Origin of the sequence: Streptomyces sp. NPDC015242, assembly GCF_043079125.1 — a bacterium.
In the GTDB taxonomy this organism is placed as follows: domain Bacteria; phylum Actinomycetota; class Actinomycetes; order Streptomycetales; family Streptomycetaceae; genus Streptomyces.
This window is the reverse complement of sequence record NZ_JBIBUF010000003.1, coordinates 285,945-309,957: the sequence shown is the minus strand read 5'-3', so window position 1 is coordinate 309,957 and position 24,013 is coordinate 285,945. Positions and strand designations below refer to the sequence as shown.

Sequence of the window (24,013 nt, the reverse complement as noted above, 5' to 3'; positions counted from 1 at the left end):
CCTGCCCTTCGGCTGCTCAGCTTTTCAGTGACCGGGGGCGGAAGTCCATCGGTCACTGTTAGGAAAGTTTCCTGTCGGATGCAGGGACCGTAGGGCGGCGAAGGGCTCGCGTCAAGGGCGCGGGCACCGCACGGCGGAGGGCCCCCGGCACTGCCGGGGGCCCTCCGTGTCGTACGGCTTCCTACTTGGAGACGCTCGGCGGCGTCAGGGGCGTCGCCGCCTGGGACTGCGGCGAGCTGGTGCTGGCGTACGCCGAGGGCGGGGCCATGCCCGCCGTCGGGTCGGCGGGCGTCTCCTCCACCGGGGCCGTGGCGCCGCCGACGATCCGGATGTCCGCCGCGTCGAAGGCCCGCTTCACGCGCCAGCGCAGCTCCCGCTCGACGGTCAGGGACTTGCCCGGCATCGTCTTGGCCGACAGCCGCACGACCATCGAGTCCAGCAGGACGCTCTCCAGGCCCAGCACCTCGATCGGGCCCCACAGCAGCTCGTTCCAGGGCTCCTCGGCGCCCATCTTCTCGGCGACCTCGTCCAGCGTGGTCTTGACCTTGTCGAGGTCCTCGGAGGCGCTGACCGTGATGTCGACGGTGGCCGTCGCCCAGCCCTGCGAGAGGTTGCCGATGCGCTTGACCTCGCCGTTGCGGACGTACCAGATCTCGCCGTCGTCGCCGCGCAGCTTGGTCACGCGCAGGCCGACCTCGATCACCTCGCCGGAGGCGACGCCCGCGTCGATGGTGTCGCCGACGCCGTACTGGTCCTCCAGGATCATGAAGACGCCCGAGAGGAAGTCGGTGACCAGGTTGCGGGCGCCGAAGCCGATGGCCACGCCCGCGACACCGGCGGACGCCAGCAGCGGGGCCAGGTTGATGTTGAACGCGGACAGGATCATCAGGGCGGCCGTGCCCATGATGAGGAAGCTGGCCACCGAGCGCAGCACCGAGCCGATCGCCTGCGAGCGCTGCCGGCGGCGCTCGACATTGACCAGAAGGCCACCCAGCGGACTGCCGTCCGAGCTCTGCGCGGTGCGGCTCATCCGGTCTATGAGCTTGGTGATCGCCCGCCGCACCGCGACCCGCAGCACGGCCGCTATGACCAGGACCAGCAGGACCTGCAGGCCGATCGCGAGCCAGGTCGACCAGTTCTGCTCGACCCACCCGGCGGCGTTCGTCGCGCTCTCCTGGGCGTCCTGGAGCGAGGGCACTCTCGGGGTCTGCGTATCCGACGGGGTCGGCAGGGGCGACGGGCCGGCGGCCGGCAGAACGGCGTCCGCGACGGACAGGGACACGGCAGGTACCTCCAGGTGCAGCGGTCTGCCCCGGTGCGGCGGTTCAGGGGGGTCAAGGTCACTGCTGGGTCACCGAAAGGGCAGAACCACCACACTAACGGGGCATTGTGTGTGCCCTTGACGGATGTGTGAAGGAGAGACCGGGCTCACCTGGGCTTGAACAGGCCATGATCCGGGGGATCCTCCAGGTGTGGTCGAAAACACTCCCAGCCCGTTACGGGGACATGGTGGCGCTTCCACCAGGCATGAGGGGAGACTGGCTACGAATCGTCCCGGCGCGAGCCACGCGCCGCCGGCGTCCAAGGAGGCATCCGTGCCGCACGTCCTGGTCCTCAACGCGTCGTACGAGCCGCTAGGCGTCGTACCGCTCCGCCGCGCGCTCGTCCTCGTCCTCGAGAACAAGGCCGTCTGCCTCGAGGAGTCCGGCGCCTATCTGCACAGCGCGACCGTCACAGTCCCCGCACCCAGCGTGGTCCGGCTCAAGCGATTCGTCCGGGTTCCCTACCGGGGGCCCGTTCCGCTCACCCGCAGGGCGCTGTTCGCCCGCGACGGGGGCCGGTGCATGTACTGCGGTGGCGTCGCAACCAGCGTCGACCACGTCATCCCGCGCAGCCGCGGGGGCAAGCACGTGTGGGACAACGTGGTGGCGTCCTGCCGCCGCTGCAACCACGTGAAGGCCGACCGTCACCTCGTCGAGATCGGCTGGCGGCTGCGCCACAAACCCGCCCCGCCCACCGGCCTGGCCTGGCGCATCATCGGGACCGGCCACAGGGACCCGCGCTGGTTGCCGTACTTGCAGCCGTACGGCGCGGACGACGCCTTGGCCCGGATCGACGGCATTTCCGCCTGACGGTCCGGGCCTTCGCGCAGGCGCACGCGGCACGCCCCCGGGCCCGGGAGACCCCCGTCCACCCGGGTCCGGGGGCGTTCGCGCTCACGCGTACCGCAGCTCCCCGGGGCGCATCGACCGGCGCAGTAGGGGCAGCGAGCCGGCCGCGGCGAGCAGGCAGGCGGCGTAGGCGGCGAGGGGCACCAGGGCGATCGCCCAGGGGACCGGCCGGCCCGCGAGCACGGCGTACCAGGCGCCGGCGGCCGTGCCGCCCAGGCCCGCGAGCAGCAGCGCGGGGGCCAGCGGCAGCGCGGTCTCCAGCAGCAGGGCCCGCCCGAGCACCGCTCCCGGCACGCCCGCCGCGACCTGCGCGGCCAGGCCCCGGCGGCGGCCCGCCACGGACTCGGCGGTGCCCACCGCCAGCCCTGACAGGGTGAGGGCGAAGGCGACCGCGACGGCGGCGCCGGTGAGGTTCAGGCCCGTGAGGTAGTAGGAGGCGTCCGGCCGGTCGCGCACCACGTCGGCCAGCACCCGCCGGATGCCCAGGAAGCCGGTCCCGGCGACCGTCACCAGCAGCACGGCCGCGTGCGTGCGGGCGGCCGACCACGGGTCGTCGCGCAGCCGTTCAGCGGCGATCAGCGTCGCCGCTGAACGGGCCCGCACGGCCAGGATCCGCCCGGTGACCCGGGCCGTGGCCGCGGACAGCCACACCGCACCCGCGCCGGCCGCGACGACCAGGCCCGCCAGGGGCAGCGGCGGCCCGCCGGACGACCCGTGCGGGGCGTCCGCGGCGGTGACCGCCGTCAGCAGCGCCGACACGGCGGCGAGCAGCAGACCGCACAGGAACAGCGTCCGGGAGCCCCGGCCGGCGCGCGGCGCGGTCCGGCGCACCGAACCGAGCGGCGAGGCCACGACCCGGCGCAGCGCCAGGGCGCCCGCCGCCGCGCCCAGCACCGGCACCGCGACCGCGACCACGGCGACGGCGGCCAGGACCGGAGCGGTGAGGCCGTCCCGCAGGCGCGCCAGGAACAGCACCGAGGGGACGGTGGCGACGGCCGACCCGAGCGCACAGGCGAGCCCGGTCTCCAGCGCGGCGATCCGCCGCACCTGCCAGGGCGTGGCCCCGGCGAGCCGCAGCCCGGCGAGCCTCCGGTCGCGGTGCACGGCCCCGATCCGGGCGCACTGGCCGACGAACCCGAGCACCGGCAGGAGCAGGAGCAGCAGCCCGAGCACCACCCCGGCCCGGGTGCCGGGCTGGTCGAGGATGCCCGCGGCGAACGGGAGCGGCCGGCTGCCGCGCAGCGACGCCAGGACGACGGCCGCGAGGGCGAGCGCCGTCGCCGGCGCCGCGCCCAGCGCCGTGAGCGCCGCCCGCCACCACTCCCCGCGGTCCGCACCGCGCGTGAGCTCCCAGGCGAGCCGCAGATCCGCGCGCAGCGCCCTCATGCCGTCACCCCGAGCCCCGCCACGGCCCCGTCCCGCAGCTGGACCTCGCGGTCCGCGTACGCCGCCACCTGGGCGTCGTGCGTGATCAGCAGCACCGCCGTGCCGGACTCGCGGGCCGTGTGCACCAGGGCCGTCATGACGTGCTCGCTCGCGAGGGAGTCCAGCGCCCCCGTCGGCTCGTCGGCGAAGACCACCCTCGGCCCGGTGACCAGGGCTCGGGCCAGTGCCGCCCGCTGGGCCTGGCCGCCGCTCAGCTCACCCGGGCGCAGCTCCCCCTGCCCGCGCACCCCGAAGCGCTCCAGCCACTCACCGGCCCGGGCCCGGGCGGCGGCCCGGCCGGTGCCGGCCAGCAGCAGGGGCAGGGCGACGTTGTCCAGGACCGTCAGCTCGGGGACGAGCTGGCCGAACTGGAACACCACGCCGAACTCGGTGCGCCGCAGCGCGCTCAGCCGCTGCTCGGGCAGGTCCTCCAGCCGCTGTCCGTCGTACGTCACGGAGCCCTCGTCCGGGCGCACGATCCCGGCCAGGCAGTGCAGCAGCGTCGACTTGCCGCTGCCGCTCGGGCCGGTCACGGCGAGGATCTCCCCGGCGCGCAGGTCGACGCGGGCGCCGCGCAGGGCGGGCGTCCTGCCGTGTGCCTTGGTCAGGCCACGGGCCATGAGGAGGGGCACGGGTTCGTTCATGGTCCTTCGACCTCCGCGGTCAGGGTGGTGAGCCGGGCCGCCGTGGTGGTCATCCAGCGGAGGTCGGCGTCGAGGTGGTTGAGGGCGTAGTCGGCCGAGAGCACGGTCGCCAGGTCGGTGCCCGGGGCGGCCTTGAGGGCCGTCAGCTCCCGCATCCGCTCCATGTGGGCGGCGCGCTGGGCGCTCAGGTAACCGGCCGGGTCGCCGCCGGAGAGGATCGCGACCACGACCTTCGCGAAGATCTCATTGGCCACGAAGGGCGCGGGCGGCGCGGTCTGCGCGGCCCAGCGGGACAGCTCGCGCGTCCCCTCGTCGGTCGAGCGGTAGGTCGTCCGCTCCGGGCCGCCGTCCGAGTCGGTGCCGTCGATCTCGGCGAGACCGTCGCGGACGAGGCGCTGGAGGGTCGTGTAGACCTGCCCGTAGGCCAGTGGGCGGGCCTGCGGGAAGCGTTCGTCATGGCGTCGCTTGAGGTCGTAGCCGTGGCTCGGACCCGTGGCGAGCAGGCCCAGCAGGATGTGGCGGGTGCTCATGCGGCTCATTATGTACTCAGTACATGTACTGAGTGAATAGTCGGCCGCGGAAAAGATCGGGTCCGCCTTCACCGGGGACCGGACCGGGCTCACTCCGTGACCGCGTACACCTCCGCCGACCACAGCGAGTACCCGTACGGCGTGGCCCGCTTCTCGCCCTGGACGCGGACGAAGCGCACGTCCCGTTCGTCCATGCGGACGCTCTCGACGCCGCCCCGGCCGTCCCGCACCGCGGCCGCCGTCCGCCAGCGGCGGCCGTCCGGCGAGACCTGGACGCGGTAGGCGGAGGGGTGCGCGTCCTGCCAGCGCAGCACGACCCGTCCGAGCCGCGCCGGCCGGGGCAGCTCGACCTGCCACCAGGCCCCGTCGTCGGCCGGGGAGGACCAGCGGGTGCCCGGGTCGCCGTCGATGGCCGCCGACGCGGGGAAGGCGGGCGTCTCGTCGGCCGCGGAACGGGCCGTTCTGGCGCGGGCCAGATCGGGTCCCCCGGTGGGCGGGAACGCCCGGACGGTGAGCGTGCGGGCCGCTCCCGCGAAGCGCAGCCGGACGTCGTAGGACCGCGTCGGGGCGCCGCGGTCGACGGTCACCTCGACCGGCACCTCGACGGTCGTGCCGCGCGGTACGGCCGACTCGCCCCCCGGCACCCGCACCCGGACGCCCCGCGGCGCCTCGGCGGTGAGCCTGCCGCGCGCGTCGGCCGGCCGCAGGGACTCCAGCCGCGCCGTCAGCCGCTCGGTGCGGCCGGTCTCCACGTCCACCCGGTCCCGGTCCAGGCCGAGGGAGATGGCGGGCGCGTCGGCGAACCAGGGGACGAGATGGCGCACCCGGGACGGTGCGGGGCCGCCGACCCGCACCGCCTCCACCGTCTGCCCGGCCCGCGCCCCGCCCGGCAGCCGCACCTCGGTCGCCCCCGACGCGTCCAGCCGCCCCACCTCACGCCAGCCCCGGCCGGGGACGCGCACCTCGACCCGGCCCTCCGTGCCCGGCTCGGACAGGACCGTCACGGTGGTCAGCGCACGCGCGTGCGGGAACCGCAGGGTGCGGCCGTCTCCGGGGCTGCGCGGCGGCTCGTGGTCGATGCCCGACCACGCCGTGTACGACTTCTGCGCCCGCTGCAGGAAGGCGTCCAGGACGTCCGTGCCGACCTCGACGGGAGCCGACTGGAGACGGTCCCGCAGGACCCCGAGCCTGCGGTACGCCGTCCAGGCCGCCGCCGCGTCCCCGGCGCGCTGCGCGTCCAGCATGCCGAGCGCGGCCGTGCCCGCCTCGCCGTAGCGGGACAACTGCTCCGCCCAGGGCGCGACCTCCGCGCCCAGGCCCGTGCCCGCCAGCCGGCCGGGCAGCTCGCGCAGCACCGCGAAGGCCTGCCGCAGCCGCCGCGCGGCCTCCTCGCCGCCCGCCCCGCCCGTCGCGCGGGAACGCCAGTAGGCCTCGGTCAGCGGGCGCAGGTACGCCGACTCCTCGCCGTCCAGCACCGACGACGCGTCGTTCCCGGCGAGCGCCGCCAGGGCCTGCTCGCGCCGCCGGTCCCCGCCCGCCAGGTCGGCGATCGCGGCCCGCCAGGACTCCCCGGGCCGGTAGCCGCGCGGGTTCCAGGCGTAGTCGGCGGCGGTGAACAGCGGGATGCGGGACGCCTCCGGCTGCTGCATGGCGTTGGCGAGCAGCGCGGCGGAGCCGGCCGCGACGGCCGGCTCGCGGCCCTGGTAGGGGCCGAGGAAGAGGCGGCCGGGCGCGTAGTCGTTGACCGGGTAGTTGTCCATCGTGACCAGCGGGTGTGCGAACGCCCGCCGCGCCTCGGCCAGTTCGCGGCCCGTGATGGTGCGGGGGACCACCCCGACGCCCGTCCACGCCACCTCGACGCCCTCCGCCAGGGCCCGTGCCAGGGCCCTGCGGTAGTCGGTCGTGCCGTCCGCGTAGTACTCGGTCGGCATGAGCGACAGCCCGGCGGCACCGGGGTGTTCTCGCTCCAGGTGCCGGGCGACCGCGTTCGCCACCCGCGCCTGCGCCCGGGCGGCCGCCTCCGGCCCGGACCCGTACCGGCCGGCGTCCGCCGCGCAGTGCCACTCGCTGTAGCTGACGTCCTGGAACTGGAGCTGGAAGGACCGGAACCCCAGCGCCCACATGGCGTCCAGCTTCCGCGTCAGCGCCCGCACGTCGGCGTCGGAGGCGAAGCACATCGCCTGGCCCGGGGCCACCGCCCAGCCGGGTGTGACGTGGTTGCGGCGCGCCCGCTTGGCCAGCTCCCGGAACGCGGCCCGCTGCGCCGCCGGGTAGGGCTCGCGCCAGCGGGCTTGCCGGTACAGGTCGTCACCCGGGGCGTACAGGTAGCGGTTCTGCTTGGTGCGCCCCAGGAAGTCGAGCTGTGCCAGGCGCTGCCGGTGCGTCCACGCGGTCCCGTAGAAGCCCTCGGTGACCCCGCGTACGGCGGTGCCGGGCCAGTCGCGCACCACGGCCGCCGCGAGGGTGCCGTCCGGGCGCAGCAGCTGACGCAGGGTCTGCACGGCGTGGAACAGCCCGTCCGGGCCGGTGCCGGTGAGGCTGACGCCGCTCGCGCCCACGGTCAGTTCGTAACCCTCGGAGGGCAGGGCGTGCCGGTCGCCCGGGCGGGCGGGCCGCGTCCGCGCGCGCACGACCAGGGCGCCCGGCCCGGCAGTGTCCGTGATCCGGCGCGCCCCGGCGTGCCGCAGGAGCGCGCGCAGCGCGTCGAGGGCGTACGGATCGGCGTGCGCATCGGAAAGCAGCGCGACCTCGTCCGGCACGGCGACAGGGGCGCCGTTGCCGCGCAGGGACTGCGGGCGCGGCCACACGGACGGGTCCGCGCCGGTGATGCCGGGGGCCGGCGCCGCGGCCGGGCCGGGCGGGGCCGGAGCCGCCACCGCGGCGGGCGCGGCCCCGAGGCTTCCGGCCAGGACGGCGACCGCGAGGGCCGCCGCCCGCTTCCCGTGCCGCAGTCCCACAGGCCGGCTCCAGGTGTGTTCGACCGGCGGAACGAGCCCATCACCCGCTCCGCGAGGGTGTCAACGAGAGTGGCCGATGTGACTGCTTTTGCCGGAATATGGAACCTGTGGAGGGGAGCGAAGTGTGAGCAGGAGCACGATGTTCGGCGAAGGGCGTCTGCGCCCGCGCCGACTGGGTAGGGCTGCGATGACCCGCAAGCCGTACCCGACGAGGAGGCCCCCGTGGCTGCGATGACTTTCCTTCCGCTCCCGGCCCCGTCCAAACCCGTGGCGGACGACCCGTCCGCCGATCTCGACGAGCCCCGCCACTACGACCCGCAGTACTGCGTCTTCAGCTCCGAGAGCGCCTGCACCGAGCCGCCGCTGACCAGCGAGCCGCCGCTGCCCGACGCCGAGCCCCTCACCAGCGAGCCGCCGCTCGCCGAAGCCGCCCCGCTGACCAGCGAGCCCCCCGCCTTCGTCCCGGACCACACGAGGCTCTAGATGACCGCTCCCCGGCCGGCCGAACCGCTCTCCGAGGACCTGTCCCGCCTCGCCGCCCTGCACGGCGTGGCCCCTTCCTACAGTCCCTCCCCGGACCGCACGGTCGCCGCCTCGGCCACCGCGGTCACCCTCGCCCTGGCCGCTCTCGGCGTGGACGCGAGCACGCCCGGCGCCGTCCGCGCCGCGCTCGCCGCCCGCGAGCGGGAGCTGGGCGCGCGGCTGCTCCCGCCCACCGTCGTCGCCTGGGGCACGCACCCGCCGGCCGCCCTCACCGCCCTCCCCGAGGGGACCCGGCTGCGCGTCGGGACCGAGCAGGGCGAGACCCGCGCCTCCGCCGAACACCTCCCGCCCGGCGTCCACCGGCTGACCGCCACGGCCCCCGACGGCCGCACCGCCGACGCCCACCTGATCGTCGCGCCGGAGCGCCTGCCCGCCGCGGCCGGCCGTTCGTACGGGCTCCTCGTCCAGCTCTACTCCCTGCTGTCCCGGCGTTCCTGGGGCATGGGCGACCTCGGGGACCTGGCCGAACTGGCCGGCTGGGCCGGGCGGTCGCTGGGCGCCGGCTTCGTCCAGGTCAACCCGCTGCACGCGGCCGTGCCGGGCGCCCCCACCGACCCCTCGCCCTACCGCCCCTCCTCACGCCGCTTCCCCGACCCGGTGCACCTGCGGATCGAGGACGTCCCCGAGGCCGCCCACGTCGAGGACCCCGACCGACTGCGGGCCCTGCTGGAGCGGGCGGCCCGGCTGCGCGAGACGGTGCTGCACAAGGGCGCCCTGATCGACCGGGACGCCGTGTGGGAGCTCAAGCGCGAGGCGCTCGAACTGATCTGCGCGGTCCCCCTCGGCCCCGGCAGGCGCGCCGCCTACTGCGACTTCCTCGCCGAACAGGGCCGGGCCCTGGAGGACCACGCCACCTGGTGCGCGCTCGCCGAGGTGCACGGCCCGGACTGGCACCGCTGGCCCACCGGCCTGCGCGACCCCCGCTCGGCCGAGACGACCCGCGCCCGCAACGGCCTGATGGACCGGGTCGACTTCTGGTCCCGGCTCGCCTGGCTCACCGACACCCAGCTGACCGCCGCGCAGCGCGCCGCCCGCGAGGCGGGCATGCCCGTCGGGATCGTCCACGACCTGGCGGTCGGCGTGCACCCCGCCGGTGCCGACGCCTGGGCGCAGCAGGACCACTTCGCGGCCGGCATGTCCGTCGGCGCCCCGCCGGACGCCTTCAACGCCCGCGGCCAGGACTGGGGCCTGCCCCCCTGGCGGCCCGACCGGCTGGCCGACTCCGGCTACGCGCCCTTCCGCGAGCTGCTGCGCGCCCTCTTCCGCTACGCCGGGGCCCTGCGCATCGACCACGTCATGGGCCTGTTCCGCCTGTGGTGGGTCCCCCAGGGCCACCCGCCCACCGAGGGCACCTACGTCCGCTACGACGCCGAGGCCATGCTCGCCGTCCTGGTCCTGGAGGCCTCCCGGGCCGGGGCGCTGGTGATCGGCGAGGACCTCGGCACCGTCGAGCCCGGGGTGCGCGAGGCGCTGCGCGAGCGCGGGGTGCTCGGCACGTCCGTGCTCTGGTTCGAACGCGACTGGGAGGGCGACGGCCGCCCCCTGCCGCCCGAGAGTTGGCGCGCCGACTGCCTGGCCACCGCCACCACCCACGACCTGCCCTCCACCGCGGCCCGCCTGACCGGCGAGCACGTGGAGCTGCGCGACAGCCTCGGCCTGCTGACCCGCCCGCTGCGCGAGGAGCGCGCCGAGGCCGCCGCCGACACGGCGGAGTGGCTGTCCCTGCTCTCGGAGCTTGGCCTGCTGCACGGCACCGGCGGCGGCTCCGACGCCTCCTCGGAGGAGGCCGAGATCCAGGCCGTGCACCGCTTCCTGCTGCGCACCCCGGCCCGCATGGTCGGCGTCTGGCTGCCGGACGGGGTCGGCGACCGCCGCCCGCAGAACCTCCCGGGGACGTGGGACCAGTACCCGAACTGGCGCCTGCCCATCGCGGACGCCGAGGGCCGTCCGGTGACGCTGGAGGAGCTGGCGGCCTCGCCGCGGCTGCACGCGCTGATGGAGGTGCTGAGGGAGGCCGGACCCTGAGACCGCGCCCCTTACGGCACCCCGGGCGCGCGGGCGCGGGCGGCGTTGGATACTTTGACACCGTGGACAAGAAGAACGCCCTGCGCGCCGGCGCCCTGGCAGCCGGAACGACGCTGATGATGCTGCTCATGTCGTCCCCCGCCTCCGCGCTCACCCGCGACGACGGTGACGACCCCGGCACGGGCCTGAGCGTCATCGAGACGCTGGGCCTCTTCGTCGTGGCCCCGATCGTGCTCTACCTGGTCATCGCCGGACTGGTGATGGTCGGCGACAAGTCGCACAAGAAGAAGGACCCGACGAGCTCCAACATCACCACCAAGGCCGACGCGCAGACCGAAGTCAAGGCCTGACCGAGGGATTTCCACCGAGGGCGCCGTCGCGGTCACCGCGACGGCGCCCTCGGTGTGTCAGGGGCGGTCCGCGCCCGTCAGCAGGTCCCGCAGCAGGTCCGCCAGCCGGCCGGCCCGGTCGGCGTCGAGCGCCGACAGCGCCTGCGTCTGCACGGCCAGTCCCGCCCCGACCGCCTCGTCGACCAGGGCGAGGCCCTCGTCGGTGAGCGTCACGCGCAGCCCGCGCCGGTCGTGCGGGTCGGGGGAGCGGCGCAGCAGCCCGGCGCGCTCCAGTTTGTCGAGCCGTCCGGTCATGCCGCCGGTGGTGAGCATCAGCGTGGCCGAGAGCTGCCGGGGCGAGAGCGTGTAGGGCTCCCCGGAGCGGCGCAGGGTCGCCAGGACGTCGAACTCGCCGCGGGAGATGCCGAACTCCGCGTAGACCTTCGTGGCGCGTTCGCCCATCGCGTGCGCGATCCGGTTGATCCGGCCGAAGACCTCCATGGCGGTGGTGTCGAGGTCGGGCCTGACCCGCGCCCACTGCTCGATGATCGCGTCGACGGGGTCCCTGCGCTGCTCCGCTTCGCTCATGGCAGGAGTATCGGCTCCCACCGGGTCACCCGCAAGAAAGTAGCTTGACGGAAAGTTGCTTAGCGCTAAGCTACTTCCTGCCGACCTAGTCGAAGGGTATCTCCCATGGCCGTCCCCCGCCCGGCTCTCATCGCCCTCACCGCCCTGGCCCCCGTCTCCTGGGGCACCACCTACGCGGTCACCACCGAGTTCCTCCCGGCCGACCGCCCGCTGTTCACCGGCCTGATGCGCGCCCTGCCCGCGGGCCTGCTGCTGCTCGCCCTCGCCCGGACGCTGCCGCGCGGCGCCTGGTGGGGGAAGGCGGCCGCGCTCGGCGCGCTGAACATCGGCGCCTTCTTCCCGCTGCTGTTCCTCTCCGCCTACCGGCTGCCCGGCGGTCTTGCGGCGGTCGTCGGCTCGGCGGGACCCCTGTTCGTCGCCGGGCTCTCGGCGGTGCTGCTCGGGCAGCGGCCGACCCGGCGCACCCTGCTCACCGGGGCCGTGGCCGCGTTCGGCGTGAGCCTCGTGGTGCTGCGCGCCGCCGGGGCGCTGGACGCGCTCGGTGTGCTCGCGGCCCTCGCCGCCACCGTCTCCATGTCCGCCGGAACGGTCCTCACCCAGCGCTGGGGACGCCCCGCCGGGGTCGGACCGCTGGCGCTCACCGGCTGGCAGCTGACCGCGGGCGGCCTGCTGATCGCGCCGCTCGCCTTCCTGGTGGAGGGCGCGCCCCCGGCCCTGGACGGGCGGGCCGCCGGCGGCTACCTCTACCTCGCCCTGGCCAACACGGCCGTCGCGTACTGGCTGTGGTTCCGCGGCATCGGCCGCATGACCGCCACGCAGGTCACCTTCCTCGGGCCGCTCTCCCCGCTGACCGCGGCGGTCGTCGGCTGGGCGGCGTTCGGGCAGGCCCTGACCCCGGTGCAGCTGGTGGGCATGGCCCTGGCGCTCGGGGCGACGGTGGCGGGGCAGTTCACCGGGCGCGGCGGCCCGGGCGCCACCGGGGACGTGGCACGGGACGGGGCGGGCGAGGCCGCGCGCCCGAAGGAGGTCCGCGCGGCCGCCGGCACGGCGCGACGGTAGCGGGGCGGCCGGGGAAGCGGCCACGGACGGCGCGAGGGGCGCCCGGCACACGCCGGACGCCCCTCGCTGGTGCCGTGGGGTGACTCCGCTACTGCCCGGCCGCCGCCGCGTCCGCGCGCTGGGCCCGCAGGGCACGCTCGACGCCCGCGCGGGACTCCGAGACCAGGCGGCGCAGGGCCGCGTTCGGCTCCGCGGACGCCAGCCAGGCGTCCGTCCGGTCGAGGGTCTCCTGGGACACCTGCACGGTCGGGTAGAGGCCGACGGCGATCTGCTGGGCCATCTCGTGGGAGCGGGACTCCCAGATGCCCTTCACCACCTCGAAGTACCGCTCCGTGTACGGGGCGAGCAGCTCGCGCTGGTCGGTCTGGACGAAACCGCCGATGACCGCCTCCTGCACGGCGTTCGGCAGCTTGTCGGAGTCGACGACGGACGCCCACGCCTCCGCCTTGGCCTCCGCCGTGGGACGGGCCGCGCGGGCCGTGGCCGCGTGCCGCTCACCGGCCGCCGTGCGGTCGCGGTCGTACTCGGCCGCGATCTCCGCCTCGTCGAACCGGCCGACCGCCGCCAGCCGCTGCACGAACGACCACCGCAGCTCCGTGTCGACGACCAGGCCCTCGATCGTCTGCGAACCGTCCAGCAGCGCCTCCAGCAGGTCCAGCTGCTCCGGCGTGCGGGCCGTCGCCGCGAACGCGCGCGCCCACGCCAGCTGGTGGTCGCCGCCGGGCGCCGCGGAGCGCAGGTGGGCCAGCGTTGCGTCGGTCCAGCGGGCCAGCAGGGTCTCGCGGGCGGCCGGGTCGGCGTACAGGTCGATGGCCAGCTTCACCTGCCGCTGCAGCGACTGCACGACACCGATGTCGGACTCCTTGCCGATGCCGGACAGCACCAGCGACAGGTAGTCGCGCGCCGCCAGTTCCGCGTCGCGGGTCATGTCCCAGGCCGACGCCCAGCACAGGGCGCGCGGCAGGGAGGACTCGAAGTCGCCCAGGTGCTCGGTGACCACGGCCAGGGACCGCTCGTCCAGGCGGACCTTCGCGTACGACAGGTCGTCGTCGTTGAGCAGGACGACGGCCGGGCGGCGCCTGCCGGACAGCTGCGGGACGGCCGTCAGCTCACCGTCGACGTCGAGCTCGACGCGCTCGGTGCGGACCAGCTTGCCGCTGTCCTCGTCCAGCTCGTACAGGCCGACGGCGATCCGGTGCGGGCGCAGGGTCGGCTCGCCCTTGGCGCCGGCGGGCAGGGCCGGGGCCTCCTGACGGATCGCGAACGACGTCACGATCCCGTCCGCGTCCGTCTCGATCTCCGGGCGCAGCACGTTGATGCCGGCCGTCTCCAGCCACTTCCCCGACCAGGTCTTCAGGTCGCGGCCGGAGGTCTCCTCCAGCGCGCCCAGCAGATCCGACAGGCGCGTGTTGCCGAAGGCGTGCGCCTTGAAGTACGCCTGCACGCCCCGGAAGAACTCGTCCTCACCCACATAGGCGACGAGCTGCTTCAGCACGGAGGCACCCTTGGCGTACGTGATGCCGTCGAAGTTGACCAGCACGTCGTCCAGGTCGCGGATGTCCGCCATGATCGGGTGCGTGGAGGGCAGCTGGTCCTGCCGGTACGCCCACGTCTTCATCGAGTTCGCGAACGTCGTCCACGAGTGCGGCCAGCGCGAGCCGGGCGCGGCGGCCTGGCAGGCGATCGAGGTGTAGGTGGCGAACGACTCGTTCAGCCACAGGTCGTTCCACCACTCCATGGTCACGAGGTCGCCGAACCACATGTGGGCCAGCTCGTGCAGGATGGTCTCCGCGCGCACCTCGTACGCCGCGTCCGTCACCTTCGAGCGGAACACGTACTGGTCGCGGATGGTCACCGCGCCCGCGTTCTCCATCGCGCCCGCGTTGAACTCCGGCACGAACAGCTGGTCGTACTTCTCGAACGGGTACGCGTAGTCGAACTTCTCCTGGAACCACTCGAAGCCCTGCCGGGTCACCTCGAAGATCGCGTCCGAGTCGAGGTACTCGGCGAGCGAGGGGCGGCAGTAGATGCCGAGCGGGACGGACTGGCCGTCCTTCTCGTACACGCTGTGCACCGAGTGGTAGGGGCCGGCGATCAGCGCCGTGATGTACGTCGAGATCCGGGGCGTCGGCTCGAACGCCCAGACGTTGTCCTGGGGCTCCGGGGTGGGCGAGTTGGAGATGACGGTCCAGCCCTCGGGCGCCTTCACGGTGAACCGGAAGGTCGCCTTCAGATCCGGCTGCTCGAAGCTCGCGAAGACCCGGCGGGCGTCCGGCACCTCGAACTGGGTGTAGAGGTAGGCCTGGTCGTCGACCGGGTCGACGAACCGGTGCAGACCCTCGCCGGTGTTGGTGTACGCGCAGTCGGCGACCACCCGGAGGATGTTGCGGCCCCGGAGCAGGCCCGGCAGGGCGATCCGGGAGTCCGCGAAGACCTCGGCGGGGTCGAGGGAGTCCCCGTTCAGCGTCACCTCGTGCACGGCCGGAGCGACCAGGTCGATGAACGACTCCGCGCCGTTGTCGGCGTCGACGTCGAAGCGCACCGTGGTGACGGACCGGTAGGTGCCGCCCTCCTGCGCGCCGGAGAGGTCGAGTTCGATCTCGTACGAGTCAACGGTGAGCAGCTGCGCCCGCTGCTGCGCCTCTTCGCGGGTCAGGTTTGTGCCAGGCACGCGGTCATCTCCTCGTTATGGGTGGGTTGCGCCATCTTTCCACGGCGGCTCGGCGTCAGGCGACGACCTCGGTGTCTTGTAGGGATACCCCTCGGGCGGCGAGCGCGCGGGCGAACGCCGACACCGCCGCCGACTCCCCGTCCCGGTGCCACACCAGGCCGAGCGCCGACTCCGCGAGGCCCTCCACCGGCACGAACACCACGTCCGCCCGCCGGTGGTAGGCGGCCGTGGGGCGGCACAGGAGCATGCCCGCGCGCCCGGCGGCGACCTGCGTCAGGCCCTCCTGCAGGGTGGTCACCGCCGGGCCCGGGACGGCGGAGGGGGCGTGGGCGGCGCGCCAGTACACCGGGGCCGGGGGCGCCGCCGTGACCAGCGGCGCCTTCGCCACCTCCGCCGCCGGCACCGTGGCACGGGACGCGAAGGGGTGGTCCCGGGCGACCGCGACGGTCTGCGGCCGGCGCGAGAACACCGGCCCCAGCACCAGGTCCGGCTCCTCGACGGGCAGCAGGACCACCGCCGCGTCCACCACTCCCTCACGCACCGCGCCGAAGGGATCCGCGAGCGGGATCTCCACCAGGTCCACCGCGCACTGCGGGCGGGCCGCCCCGAAGTCCCGCACCGCCGCCGTCAGCAGGGTGTCCGCCGTGCCCTGGAAACCGATCCGCAGACGGCCCCCGACCCCCAGGGCGGCGGCCCGCGCGTCCTCCACGGCGTCGCGCAGCCCCGCGTAGGCCGGACGCAGCCGCGCCAGGAACCGCTCCCCGAGCGGGGTCAGGGCGACCCGGCGGCTCGTGCGGTGCACCAGCCGCCCGCCCACCCGGCGCTCCAGCGCGCTCACCAGCTGGCTCACCCGGCTCTGCGACACGTACAGCCGCTCTCCCGTCCGCCCGAAGTGCAACTCCTCGGCCAGCACCAGGAAGCACTCCAGTTCCCGCAACTCCAGCCCCGCCACGGCGGCCGCCCTCCCCCTGCGCATCGATCAGTCCCGCTCATGGAAGGGTGAGCACTTCGCCGTTGTTCCCGCAGGGGCGTCGCAAAAGGGTGGAGGCATGCCCTCCACCACCTCCACCGGCACCCACCGGAAGACCGCCCCGGCCGGCCCCGGACGCCCCTGGCCCGCCGTCCTCGCCCTCGCCGCCGCCACCTTCTGCGTCGTCACCACCGAGATGCTCCCGGTCGGACTGCTCACCGCGCTCGGCACCGGCCTGCACGTCTCCGCCGGCACCGCGGGGCTCACCGTCACCCTGCCCGGCCTCGTCGCCGCGGCGAGCGCGCCCCTGCTGCCGGTCGCGGCCCGCCGCGCCGACCGGCGCACCGTCCTGTGCGCGCTGCTGCTCCTGCTCACGGCCGCCAACCTGCTGTCCGCGCTCGCCCCGCACATCGCCGTCCTGCTGTTCGCCCGCGCCCTGGTCGGGGTGTGCATCGGCGGGGTGTGGGCGATCGCGGCCGGGCTGGGCGCGCGGCTGGTGCCGCAGCGGGCGGGCCGGGCGACCGCGCTGATCTTCAGCGGGATAGCGGTCGCCTCCGTGCTGGGCGTCCCCGCGGGCACCGTCCTCGGATCCCTCACGGGCTGGCGCTGGGCCTTCGCGGCCCTCGCCGCCCTGGCCCCGGCCGTCGCGGCGGCCCTGTTCCGCACCCTGCCCCCGCTGCCGCCCGGCAGCCCGGTCCGGCTCGGCACGTTCCGGGCCCTGCTGCGGACGCCCGGTGTGGCGCGCGGCCTGTCGGCCGTGGCGCTGCTGGTGACCGGTCACTTCACGGCCTACACCTACGTCCGGCCGGTGCTGGACCGGGTCCCCGGGCTCGGTGCGGACACGGCCGGTGCGCTGCTGCTCGGATACGGCCTGGCCGGGGTGGCCGGCACCTTCGCGGGCGGCGCCCTGGCCACCCGGGACCCGCGCCGGGCCCTGCTCCTCGTCGCCGCCGGCCTCGGCACGCTGATCCCGCTGCTGATCCCGGCGGCGGGCTCGCCGGCCGCCGCCACGGCCCTGCTCGTGCTGTGGGGCCTGGTCTACGGGGGCGTCTCGGTCTCCGCGCAGACCTGGCTGTCGGCGGCGGCGCCCGGCGCCCGGGAGGCGGGCTCGGCGCTCTTCGCCGGCGTCTTCAACACGGCCATCGCGCTGGGCGCCTTCACCGGTGGCCGCACCGCCGACGCCCTCGGCCCCGACGCGGTGCTCTGCGCGGGCGGCGCCCTGGCGCTGCTCGCCCTGCCCGCGGTGGCCCGGGCCGGACGGCCCGGGGGAACGCGCCGTCCGGAAACCGCCGGTGACCCGGCCCCGCGCGCACGACCCTGAGAACCATGACGACGTACACCGCGCGCCCCATCGACCCCAGGGCTGCGAAGGAACTGCGCACCACCGACGACGCGGGCCGTCCCACGGCCGGCTTCACCGACCATGAGGGCGGCGCCCCGCTCCGCTGCTGCCTGCGCCGCAGCCGGCCGGGCGAGCGCATCGCCCTGGTCTCCTACGCACCGCTGCGCCGCTGGGCGGCCGCCACCGGGGCCGACCCGGGCCCGTACGACGAACAGGGCCCGGTCTTCCTCCACGCCGACGACTGCCCGGGGCCGGACACCACCGCCCTGCCCTTCACCAACAGCCCTCGCGTCGTCCGCCGCTACTCGGCCGGCGGGCGCATCCTCGGCGGACGGCTGGTCGAGGAGGCCGGGCGGTTCCAGCCGGCCTTCGCGGAGGCGTTCGCGGACCCGGACGTGGCGCTCGTGCACGTGCGGGCCGTGGAGTACGGGTGCTTCCTGTACGAGGTGCGCAGGCCCTGACCGAGGCGGCCCCCGGACAGCGCTCGGGGCGGCCACCCCGGCAGGGGGGACCGCCCCGCGACGTGTGCGGCGCCGGCGTCCTACCGGGCGGACAGCTCCGCCGCCACCAGCTCCGCGATCTGCACGGCGTTCAGCGCCGCGCCCTTGCGGAGGTTGTCGTTGGAGACGAAGAACGACAGGCCGTGCTCCACCGTCTCGTCGCCGCGGATGCGGCCGACGTAGGACGGGTCCTTGCCGGCGGCCTGGAGGGGGGTGGGGATGTCGGAGAGCTCGACGCCCGGGGCGTCCCTGAGCAGCTCCGTGGCGCGCTCCGGGGTGATCGGGCGGGCGAAGCGGGCGTTGACCTGGAGGGAGTGGCCGGAGAAGACCGGGACGCGCACGCAGGTGCCGGAGACCTTCAGCCCGGGGATCTCCAGGATCTTGCGGGACTCGTTGCGGAGCTTCTGCTCCTCGTCGGTCTCGTTCAGGCCGTCGTCGACGATCGAGCCGGCCAGCGGCAGCACGTTGAAGGCGATGGGGCGCTTGTAGACGCCGGGCTCCGGGAAGTCGACCGCCTCGCCGTCGTGGGTGAGCTTGTCGGCGTCGGCGGCGACCTTCTGCACCTGGCCGTGCAGCTCGGCCACGCCCGCGAGACCCGAACCGGAGACCGCCTGGTAGGTGGCGACGACGAGGGCTTCGAGGCCCGCCTCGGCGTGCAGCGGACGCAGGACCGGCATCGCGGCCATCGTCGTGCAGTTCGGGTTGGCGATGATGCCCTTGGGGCGGTTCGCGATCGCGTGCGGGTTGACCTCGGAGACGACCAGCGGGACCTCGGGGTCCTTGCGCCAGGCGGAGGAGTTGTCGATCACGACGGCGCCCTGGGAGGCGACCTTCTCCGCCAGCGCCCGGGACGTGGCACCGCCCGCGGAGAACAGCACGATGTCCAGGCCGGTGTAGTCGGCGGTCGCCGCGTCCTCCACCGTCACGCCGTCCAGCTCCGTGCCCGCCGAGCGGGCCGAGGCGAACAGGCGCAGCTCGGTGACCGGGAAGTTCCGCTCCGTGAGGATCCTGCGCATGACCGTGCCCACCTGTCCGGTGGCTCCGACGATTCCGACCCTCACGGTGACTCCCTCTCCTGCGTCTCTTCACGTGCTCGTTGCTTGGCCGAGGCTTTTCCATCATGCGGCCGACCACGCCCCGTCTGTCCACTTCTTTCCCCGGTCTGCCCGGGGAGTGGGACGGGGCGTCCCGCCCGATGGTTGCGGACCTGCGGTGTCGACCCCGCTGAACTGCAGGAATTCATCCCGTCGGGGTCGTGCGCCGCAAGCTCGCCTGCCCATGCCGGTTCCGGCCACACGGGAGTGTGACGTATGCCTCTGCCGCCGCGGCGGAAACTCACGCGCGCGCGGCCGAACGTTCCGGGCCGTGCCGGCGTCGTAGGACAAACACGGTGAGGGGGGTGGCTTGTGCTGCTGCGCGGAAGGGCCCGGCGCGGCCGGGAGGGGCACGCCGACGACGATCCGCTCGACGCGGCACAGGAACGCCGCGTGCGGGCGGTGCTCGCACTCGGCGGAGTGCCGCAGGCGGACCTGCCGGACGGGGTACAGCAGGTCCGCCTGCGGCTGCTGGAGCGGGCGGCCAGCGGCCGGGAGGCGCCGCGGGACGTCTCGGCGTGGGCGGCGGTCGTCGCCTCCAACCTGGCCATGGACTGGCACCGGGCCAAGCGCCGCCAGGAGCGGCTCGGGGAGCGGCTGGCCGCGCTGCGGCAGCCGGCGCACCCCTCCGGGGAGGACACCAGCGTGCTGTCCGTCGCGGTCGCCCAGGGCCTGGACGAGCTGCCGGCCGCCCAGCGGCAGGTCGTCGTGCTGCGTTTCTACGCCGATCTGCCGGTGCGCTCCATCGCCGAGCAGCTCGGCGTCCCGGAGGGCACGGTCAAGAGCCGGCTGCACACGGCGGTACGCGCCCTGCGCGCCCGCCTGCACGAGGACGAGGTGGTGTGACGTGTCCGGCTACGACAGCGAGGCGGGTGGTGCGGACAGGGACCCGCTGATGGCCGCCCTCACCGGCGAGCCGCTGCCCGGGGACGCCGGGCCCGGGGCCCGGGCGGAGCACCGCGCGGCCCGGGCGGACGTGGCCCTGCTGCGCGAGCAGCTCGCCCTCATCGGGGACGCGCTGGCGGACGCGGGGGAGGCGGCGCGTCCGCCCGGGGCGCCGCGCGCGGCGCGTCCGCGCCCGTGGCCCCGGCGGGCCGTCGCCGGGCGCGGCCCGCGGGGCGCCGGGCAGGGGCCGGGGCGCGGGGGCGGCGCGGGTCCACGGACCGCGGCAGGTGCCGGGACGTGGTCCCGGCATCCGGGATTCCGGGCCGCCGCCCTCGGGATGGCCGTCGCGGCCGCTCTCGTCGGCGCGACACTGGGCCTGGGCTGGCTCGCCTCGCACGAGGGGAGCTCGGCCGACACCTCCGCGGCGAGCGGCGAGAGCGGGAGCACCGCGGACAAGGCCGCCTCCCCGCGCGGCCCGGCCTACCTGGCCTGCGCCGAGCTGGTCGTCGAGGGCACGGTCGACTCCGTGACGCCCCTGCCCGGGGGCGGCGAGGACCGCGTCACGTTGGACGTGACCCGCTCCTACAAGCCCGCCCGGGGCGAGGACGAGATCACCTTCACGCTGACGAAGGGTTCCTGGCCCCTGCCGGCCGAGGGTGACCACCTGCTCGTCGGCATCCGGCCCGGCGAAGCGGCCCCGGACCTCTGGGCCCGGGGGGAGAAGCAGATCGCGCGCGAGCGGGCCTGGATCACCTCCGCGCTGCCGTCGGCGGACCGCACCCCCTGCGGGGAGGGGTGAGCGGCGCATGAGAAAGGGGCGGGTGTCCGGCCGGACACCCGCCCCTCGCCTGTCGTCCCGGGGGTTACGGCACGACCTTCTCGATCTTCACGCTGCCCTGGCCCGCGACCGTGCCGCGCGCGTTGAGCAGCTGGACCTGGCCGAAGAACTCACGCCCCTCGGGCGCGGGCGCCGCGGCGGTGATGCTGCCCGAGACCGTCGCCGACTCGCCCGTGCCGAGCTTCACCGCCGCGCCGTCGACGCTGACGCTGCCGAGCGAGGCGGAGAAGAACACGTCCCGGTAGTCGTAGGCGGTGGTGCCGGCCGGCACGCCGTAGCCGACGACCTTGATCGTGTACGTGCCGGCGGCCGGGGAGGGCACGGAGACCGACTCCTCCGAGTCGCCGTCGGCGGAGCTGCCGATCTGGTTGCCGGCCGCGTCGTAGACCGCGAGGTCCAGGTCGGCGGCGGCGTCCGAGACGTTGCCGATGGCGACGTCCAGCGACTTGGCGCCCGCGGGCACCTCGACCGTGGTGGTCTGCGTCTCGCCCTGCTTGATCGACGGACGGGCCGTCCTGGCCGAGCCCAGCGGGCCGCCGGCCAGCTTGCCGTCGATCGCCGCGAAGCCGTTCGTCACCTTCCAGGAGGCGGTGGCCGGGGTGCCGACCTTCGCCTCGGGCACGGTCACGGTCTCCGGCTCGAAGGCCGCGCCGAGGACGGCGACGTCCAGCTTGTACGGGTTGTCGAGCAGCGGCGACGTGCGGCGCGACTCGACCTCGATCTCCCAGACACCGGGCTGCGGGTTCGCGTACGACCGCACGTCCGGGCGGCAGGTGTTCGCCGGGTTCGGGTAGTTCGGGTAGCAGTTGATCGTCGACGTCGGGTCGGCCGGGACGCCGTACGGGTGGATGGAGATGAAGCGGGTCTGGCTCTTGTCCTGCAGACCGCTCAGCGCCACCTCCAGGGACTTGGCGCCCTCGGGGACCGTGACGAAGTAGTGCCGCGAGCTGTTGCGCTGCACGGAATCCGCCGCGGAGAAGGCGTACTTCAGCGGCTGCGAGACGACCACCGTGTGCAGGACCTGCCGGTCGATGCCCTCGGTGCGCGGGTCGTCGACCTCCAGGATCGCGCTCTTGATGCCCGCGGACTTCGGCGCGGCCTGGACCTTGACGGTCACCGGCTGGTTCAGCGGCAGCCTCACCTCGTCGGAGCCGACGATCCGGAACGTGCCGCCCGCGTTGTTCTCGAAGTGCAGCTCGTGGCGGATCGCCTTGTCGGCACCGGACGTACGGGTGATGGTGACCTCGTAGGTCTTCTTCTGGCCGGCCTTCAGGCCGCCCTCACGGTCGTACAGGCCCGTGCCGAAGCCGGGGGTCTTGAGCTTGTCGTCGATCGCGGTGTCGACCGGGGCCTTGACCGTGTACGCGTGGGAGGTGGCGCCGTCGCGGATGGCGTCCCAGGCGTCCGGGACGTTCATCAGGCCCGCGCCCTCCTCGTACGCCTGCACACCCTTGATGTGGTCGGCGGTGGAGGTGAGGGCCGTGCGCAGCGTGGCCGGGGTGAGGTCGATCTTCTTCTGCTTCGCGGCCGACAGCAGCAGCGCGGCGGCGCCGGCGGCCTGCGGGGAGGCCATCGAGGTGCCCTGCAGCATGCCGTAGCCGGCCGGCAGGGAGTAGCCCGCCTCGGCGACCGGGGCGCCCGGCAGCCAGGTCTGGATGGTGTTGATGGCGGCACCCGGGGCGACCAGGGTCGGGGTGAAGCCGCCGTCCTCACGCGGGCCGCGCGAGGAGAACGGCATCATCGCGTACTTCTTCTCCACGACCGAGCCGTAGTTGGCGGCCCAGGTCTCCTTGGAGACGGACGCGCCCACCGAGATGACCTTGTCGGCCAGGGCCGGGTCGCCGATGGTGTTGGCGCCGGGGCCGGAGTTGCCCGCGGAGATCACCAGCTGGACGCCGTAGGTGTCGATCAGCCGGGTGTACAGCTCGGCGCGGGCGTTGTTGCCGTCGTTCAGCGCCGGCAGGCCGCCGATCGACATGTTGACGATGTCGACGCCGCGCTTGGTGACGAGGTCGATCATGCCCTCGGTCAGCGCCACGTTGGTGCAGCCGCCGGACCAGGTGCAGGCGCGCGAGGAGACCAGCTTGGCGCCGGGCGCCGCGCCGTTCATCTGCCCGCCGAACAGGCCGTTGGCCGCGGTGATGCCGGCCACGTGCGTGCCGTGCTCGGACTCGATGACGCCGATGTTGACGTAGTCGGACTTGGCGCCGGCCGCGTTGTGGACGACGTCCTTGCGGATCTCGACGACGAACGGCTGCCGTTCGGCGACGTCCGTCTTCGGGTCGTCGGTGCCGAAGTAGCCGATCTGGAAGCCGTCCTTGTACGGCTTCATCGCGGTGTCGTCGGTGAAGTCGTGGTTGTCGTTCAGGTCGACGCGCACCGTGCCGGCCGCCGGGTCGTACAGCACGCCCCAGTCGTCGGTCGTGTCGCCGTCGCGATTGGCGTCGCCCGCCGCGTCACCGCCGGTGGTGTACGACTCCTTGAAGGTGCTGATCCGGTAGGAGCCGGCCGGTGCCGTCCAGGCCGCGCCGCCGTGCGTGAACGTGGGGCCCGCGACGGAGGTGTCCATCCGGCGCCAGGTGTTGTCGTTGTCGACGACCGGGTCCGTCGCCGTCACCCAGTCGACGATCTTCCGCTCGCCGGTGGTGGTCTTCTGCAGCGCCGGGTGGCCGAGGTCGACGCCGGAGTCCAGGATGCCGATGGTGATGCCGCGGCCGTCGGCCTTCGGGTGGTCCTCGACGAAGTCGACCGCGCCCGTCTCGAACGACGGGTTGTACGGGTTCTCGGCCGGGGTCTTCTTCCCCGGCGCCGGGTACGCGCCCGTCGCGGCGGCGCCCTTGGCGGCGTCCGCGCTTGGCGTCGGGTCGTCCAGCGGGATCTCCTCGCGCAGGTCGATGCCGTGCACCGAGGAGAGCTTGGCGGCGGCCGCGATGGCCGCGTCGGCCCCGGAGGTCGGGACGGTGGCGCGGACGTAGCCCAGCTTGTCGTCGGACCGGCCCACCGTGCCGCCCTCGACCGCGTCCAGCTGCCCGGCGACCTGCTCGGTCTGCCCGGGGGCGGTGGCGACCATCATCGTGACGGTCTTGTCGCCGTCGGCCTTGGCCTCGGCGAGCAGGTCCGCGTCGTCCGAACCGAGCTTGTCGTGCGCGGACTTCACGTCCGGGTCGGCCGGGGCGGCGGCACCCGGGCCGTCCGCGGCGAACGCCAGGGGGACCGGACCGGCCGCGGAGAGCGCGGCGACGAGTCCGGCGGCCACGGCGATGCGCGCCACGCGTCTCCGGCCCGATATCGGGTCACGCTGGGGGGTGAGGCTCATCGGCATCCCTTGTTGGTAAAGGAACGAGCGGGAACGACCGGGGCCGATCGGTCCTGGTCGTCACGGTCCGGAACTGCGAGCCCGGACGATCGCACAGCCTTACGCAAGGGGATGTTCTTTGGGGAG

General features: G+C 74.7%; 19 protein-coding genes. 9 read left to right on the top strand and 10 right to left on the bottom strand.

Features of this window, described 5'->3' with window-relative positions; all coding sequences use genetic code 11:
- Nucleotides 1-181: 181 nt before the first annotated feature.
- Nucleotides 182-1,282 (bottom strand): mechanosensitive ion channel family protein, encoded by a 1,101-nt coding sequence (locus tag ACF07N_RS12915; RefSeq protein ID WP_383327941.1) that lies wholly within the window; start codon nucleotides 1,280-1,282, stop codon nucleotides 182-184.
- Nucleotides 1,283-1,595: 313 nt separating this feature from the next.
- Between ACF07N_RS12915 and ACF07N_RS12910 the strand changes: the two genes are divergently transcribed.
- Nucleotides 1,596-2,132, top strand: coding sequence for an HNH endonuclease (locus tag ACF07N_RS12910; protein ID WP_030237121.1), 537 nt, complete (start codon nucleotides 1,596-1,598; stop codon nucleotides 2,130-2,132).
- Between the two features lie 84 nt (nucleotides 2,133-2,216).
- Here the strand turns inward: ACF07N_RS12910 and ACF07N_RS12905 are convergent, their stop codons facing one another.
- The 4 genes from ACF07N_RS12905 to ACF07N_RS12890 all read right to left on the bottom strand — a co-directional run bounded on the left by ACF07N_RS12905 (nucleotide 2,217) and on the right by ACF07N_RS12890 (nucleotide 7,727).
- Entirely contained in the window at nucleotides 2,217-3,557 is a 1,341-nt protein-coding gene (locus ACF07N_RS12905) for an FtsX-like permease family protein (protein ID WP_392111669.1), read from the bottom strand.
- Nucleotides 3,554-4,240: an ABC transporter ATP-binding protein gene (locus ACF07N_RS12900; protein WP_383327935.1), complete on the bottom strand. Its 687-nt coding sequence runs from the start codon at nucleotides 4,238-4,240 to the stop codon at nucleotides 3,554-3,556. Before ACF07N_RS12900 ends, ACF07N_RS12905 begins: the two co-directional genes overlap by 4 nt.
- Nucleotides 4,237-4,770, bottom strand: coding sequence for a PadR family transcriptional regulator (locus tag ACF07N_RS12895; protein ID WP_392111665.1), 534 nt, complete (start codon nucleotides 4,768-4,770; stop codon nucleotides 4,237-4,239). Before ACF07N_RS12895 ends, ACF07N_RS12900 begins: the two co-directional genes overlap by 4 nt.
- A gap of 89 nt (nucleotides 4,771-4,859) precedes the next feature.
- The gene (locus tag ACF07N_RS12890) at nucleotides 4,860-7,727 is read right to left on the bottom strand and encodes a beta-N-acetylglucosaminidase domain-containing protein (RefSeq protein ID WP_392111662.1); all 2,868 of its coding nucleotides are present in this window, start codon (nucleotides 7,725-7,727) and stop codon (nucleotides 4,860-4,862) included.
- Between the two features lie 222 nt (nucleotides 7,728-7,949).
- Here ACF07N_RS12890 and ACF07N_RS12885 point away from each other — a divergent pair, with 222 nt between their 5' ends.
- The 3 genes from ACF07N_RS12885 to ACF07N_RS12875 all read left to right on the top strand — a co-directional run bounded on the left by ACF07N_RS12885 (nucleotide 7,950) and on the right by ACF07N_RS12875 (nucleotide 10,645).
- On the top strand, nucleotides 7,950-8,210 hold the full coding sequence (locus ACF07N_RS12885; protein WP_392111659.1) for a hypothetical protein: 261 nt from the start codon (nucleotides 7,950-7,952) through the stop codon (nucleotides 8,208-8,210).
- Nucleotides 8,211-10,295, top strand: coding sequence for a 4-alpha-glucanotransferase (gene malQ, locus ACF07N_RS12880; RefSeq protein WP_392111656.1), 2,085 nt, complete (start codon nucleotides 8,211-8,213; stop codon nucleotides 10,293-10,295).
- A 62-nt stretch (nucleotides 10,296-10,357) separates the two neighbouring features.
- Nucleotides 10,358-10,645 carry a hypothetical protein gene (locus ACF07N_RS12875; protein WP_383327920.1) on the top strand — a complete coding sequence of 96 codons (288 nt, stop codon included), beginning with the start codon at nucleotides 10,358-10,360 and terminating at the stop codon, nucleotides 10,643-10,645.
- A 57-nt stretch (nucleotides 10,646-10,702) separates the two neighbouring features.
- Here ACF07N_RS12875 and ACF07N_RS12870 read toward each other — a convergent pair whose 3' ends face one another.
- Nucleotides 10,703-11,212 (bottom strand): MarR family winged helix-turn-helix transcriptional regulator, encoded by a 510-nt coding sequence (locus tag ACF07N_RS12870; RefSeq protein WP_392111653.1) that lies wholly within the window; start codon nucleotides 11,210-11,212, stop codon nucleotides 10,703-10,705.
- A gap of 105 nt (nucleotides 11,213-11,317) precedes the next feature.
- Between ACF07N_RS12870 and ACF07N_RS12865 the strand changes: the two genes are divergently transcribed.
- Nucleotides 11,318-12,271: an EamA family transporter gene (locus ACF07N_RS12865; RefSeq protein WP_392111650.1), complete on the top strand. Its 954-nt coding sequence runs from the start codon at nucleotides 11,318-11,320 to the stop codon at nucleotides 12,269-12,271.
- A gap of 88 nt (nucleotides 12,272-12,359) precedes the next feature.
- Here the strand turns inward: ACF07N_RS12865 and pepN are convergent, their stop codons facing one another.
- Together pepN and ACF07N_RS12855 are read right to left on the bottom strand one after the other, a co-directional pair.
- Nucleotides 12,360-14,942: an aminopeptidase N gene (gene pepN, locus ACF07N_RS12860; RefSeq protein ID WP_392111648.1), complete on the bottom strand. Its 2,583-nt coding sequence runs from the start codon at nucleotides 14,940-14,942 to the stop codon at nucleotides 12,360-12,362.
- A gap of 55 nt (nucleotides 14,943-14,997) precedes the next feature.
- The gene (locus tag ACF07N_RS12855) at nucleotides 14,998-15,918 is read right to left on the bottom strand and encodes a LysR family transcriptional regulator (RefSeq protein WP_392111645.1); all 921 of its coding nucleotides are present in this window, start codon (nucleotides 15,916-15,918) and stop codon (nucleotides 14,998-15,000) included.
- 73 nt (nucleotides 15,919-15,991) lie between these two features.
- On the opposite strand from ACF07N_RS12855, the gene ACF07N_RS12850 reads away from it, so the two are divergent.
- Both ACF07N_RS12850 and ACF07N_RS12845 read left to right on the top strand, forming a co-directional pair.
- Nucleotides 15,992-17,233 carry an MFS transporter gene (locus tag ACF07N_RS12850; protein WP_383588182.1) on the top strand — a complete coding sequence of 414 codons (1,242 nt, stop codon included), beginning with the start codon at nucleotides 15,992-15,994 and terminating at the stop codon, nucleotides 17,231-17,233.
- A gap of 5 nt (nucleotides 17,234-17,238) precedes the next feature.
- Nucleotides 17,239-17,715, top strand: coding sequence for a DUF1203 domain-containing protein (locus ACF07N_RS12845; RefSeq protein WP_383327902.1), 477 nt, complete (start codon nucleotides 17,239-17,241; stop codon nucleotides 17,713-17,715).
- A gap of 80 nt (nucleotides 17,716-17,795) precedes the next feature.
- Here the strand turns inward: ACF07N_RS12845 and ACF07N_RS12840 are convergent, their stop codons facing one another.
- A complete protein-coding gene (locus ACF07N_RS12840; protein WP_392111640.1) occupies nucleotides 17,796-18,815 on the bottom strand; it encodes an aspartate-semialdehyde dehydrogenase in 1,020 nt (339 codons plus the stop codon).
- A gap of 348 nt (nucleotides 18,816-19,163) precedes the next feature.
- Here ACF07N_RS12840 and ACF07N_RS12835 point away from each other — a divergent pair, with 348 nt between their 5' ends.
- Nucleotides 19,164-19,694, top strand: coding sequence for an RNA polymerase sigma factor (locus tag ACF07N_RS12835; protein WP_383328657.1), 531 nt, complete (start codon nucleotides 19,164-19,166; stop codon nucleotides 19,692-19,694).
- 1 nt (nucleotide 19,695) lies between these two features.
- A complete protein-coding gene (locus ACF07N_RS12830) occupies nucleotides 19,696-20,532 on the top strand; it encodes a hypothetical protein (RefSeq protein WP_392111637.1) in 837 nt (278 codons plus the stop codon).
- A 64-nt stretch (nucleotides 20,533-20,596) separates the two neighbouring features.
- On the opposite strand, the gene ACF07N_RS12825 is transcribed toward ACF07N_RS12830, so the two are convergent.
- Entirely contained in the window at nucleotides 20,597-23,887 is a 3,291-nt protein-coding gene (locus tag ACF07N_RS12825) for a S8 family serine peptidase (RefSeq protein WP_392111635.1), read from the bottom strand.
- Between the last annotated feature and the right edge of the window lie 126 nt (nucleotides 23,888-24,013).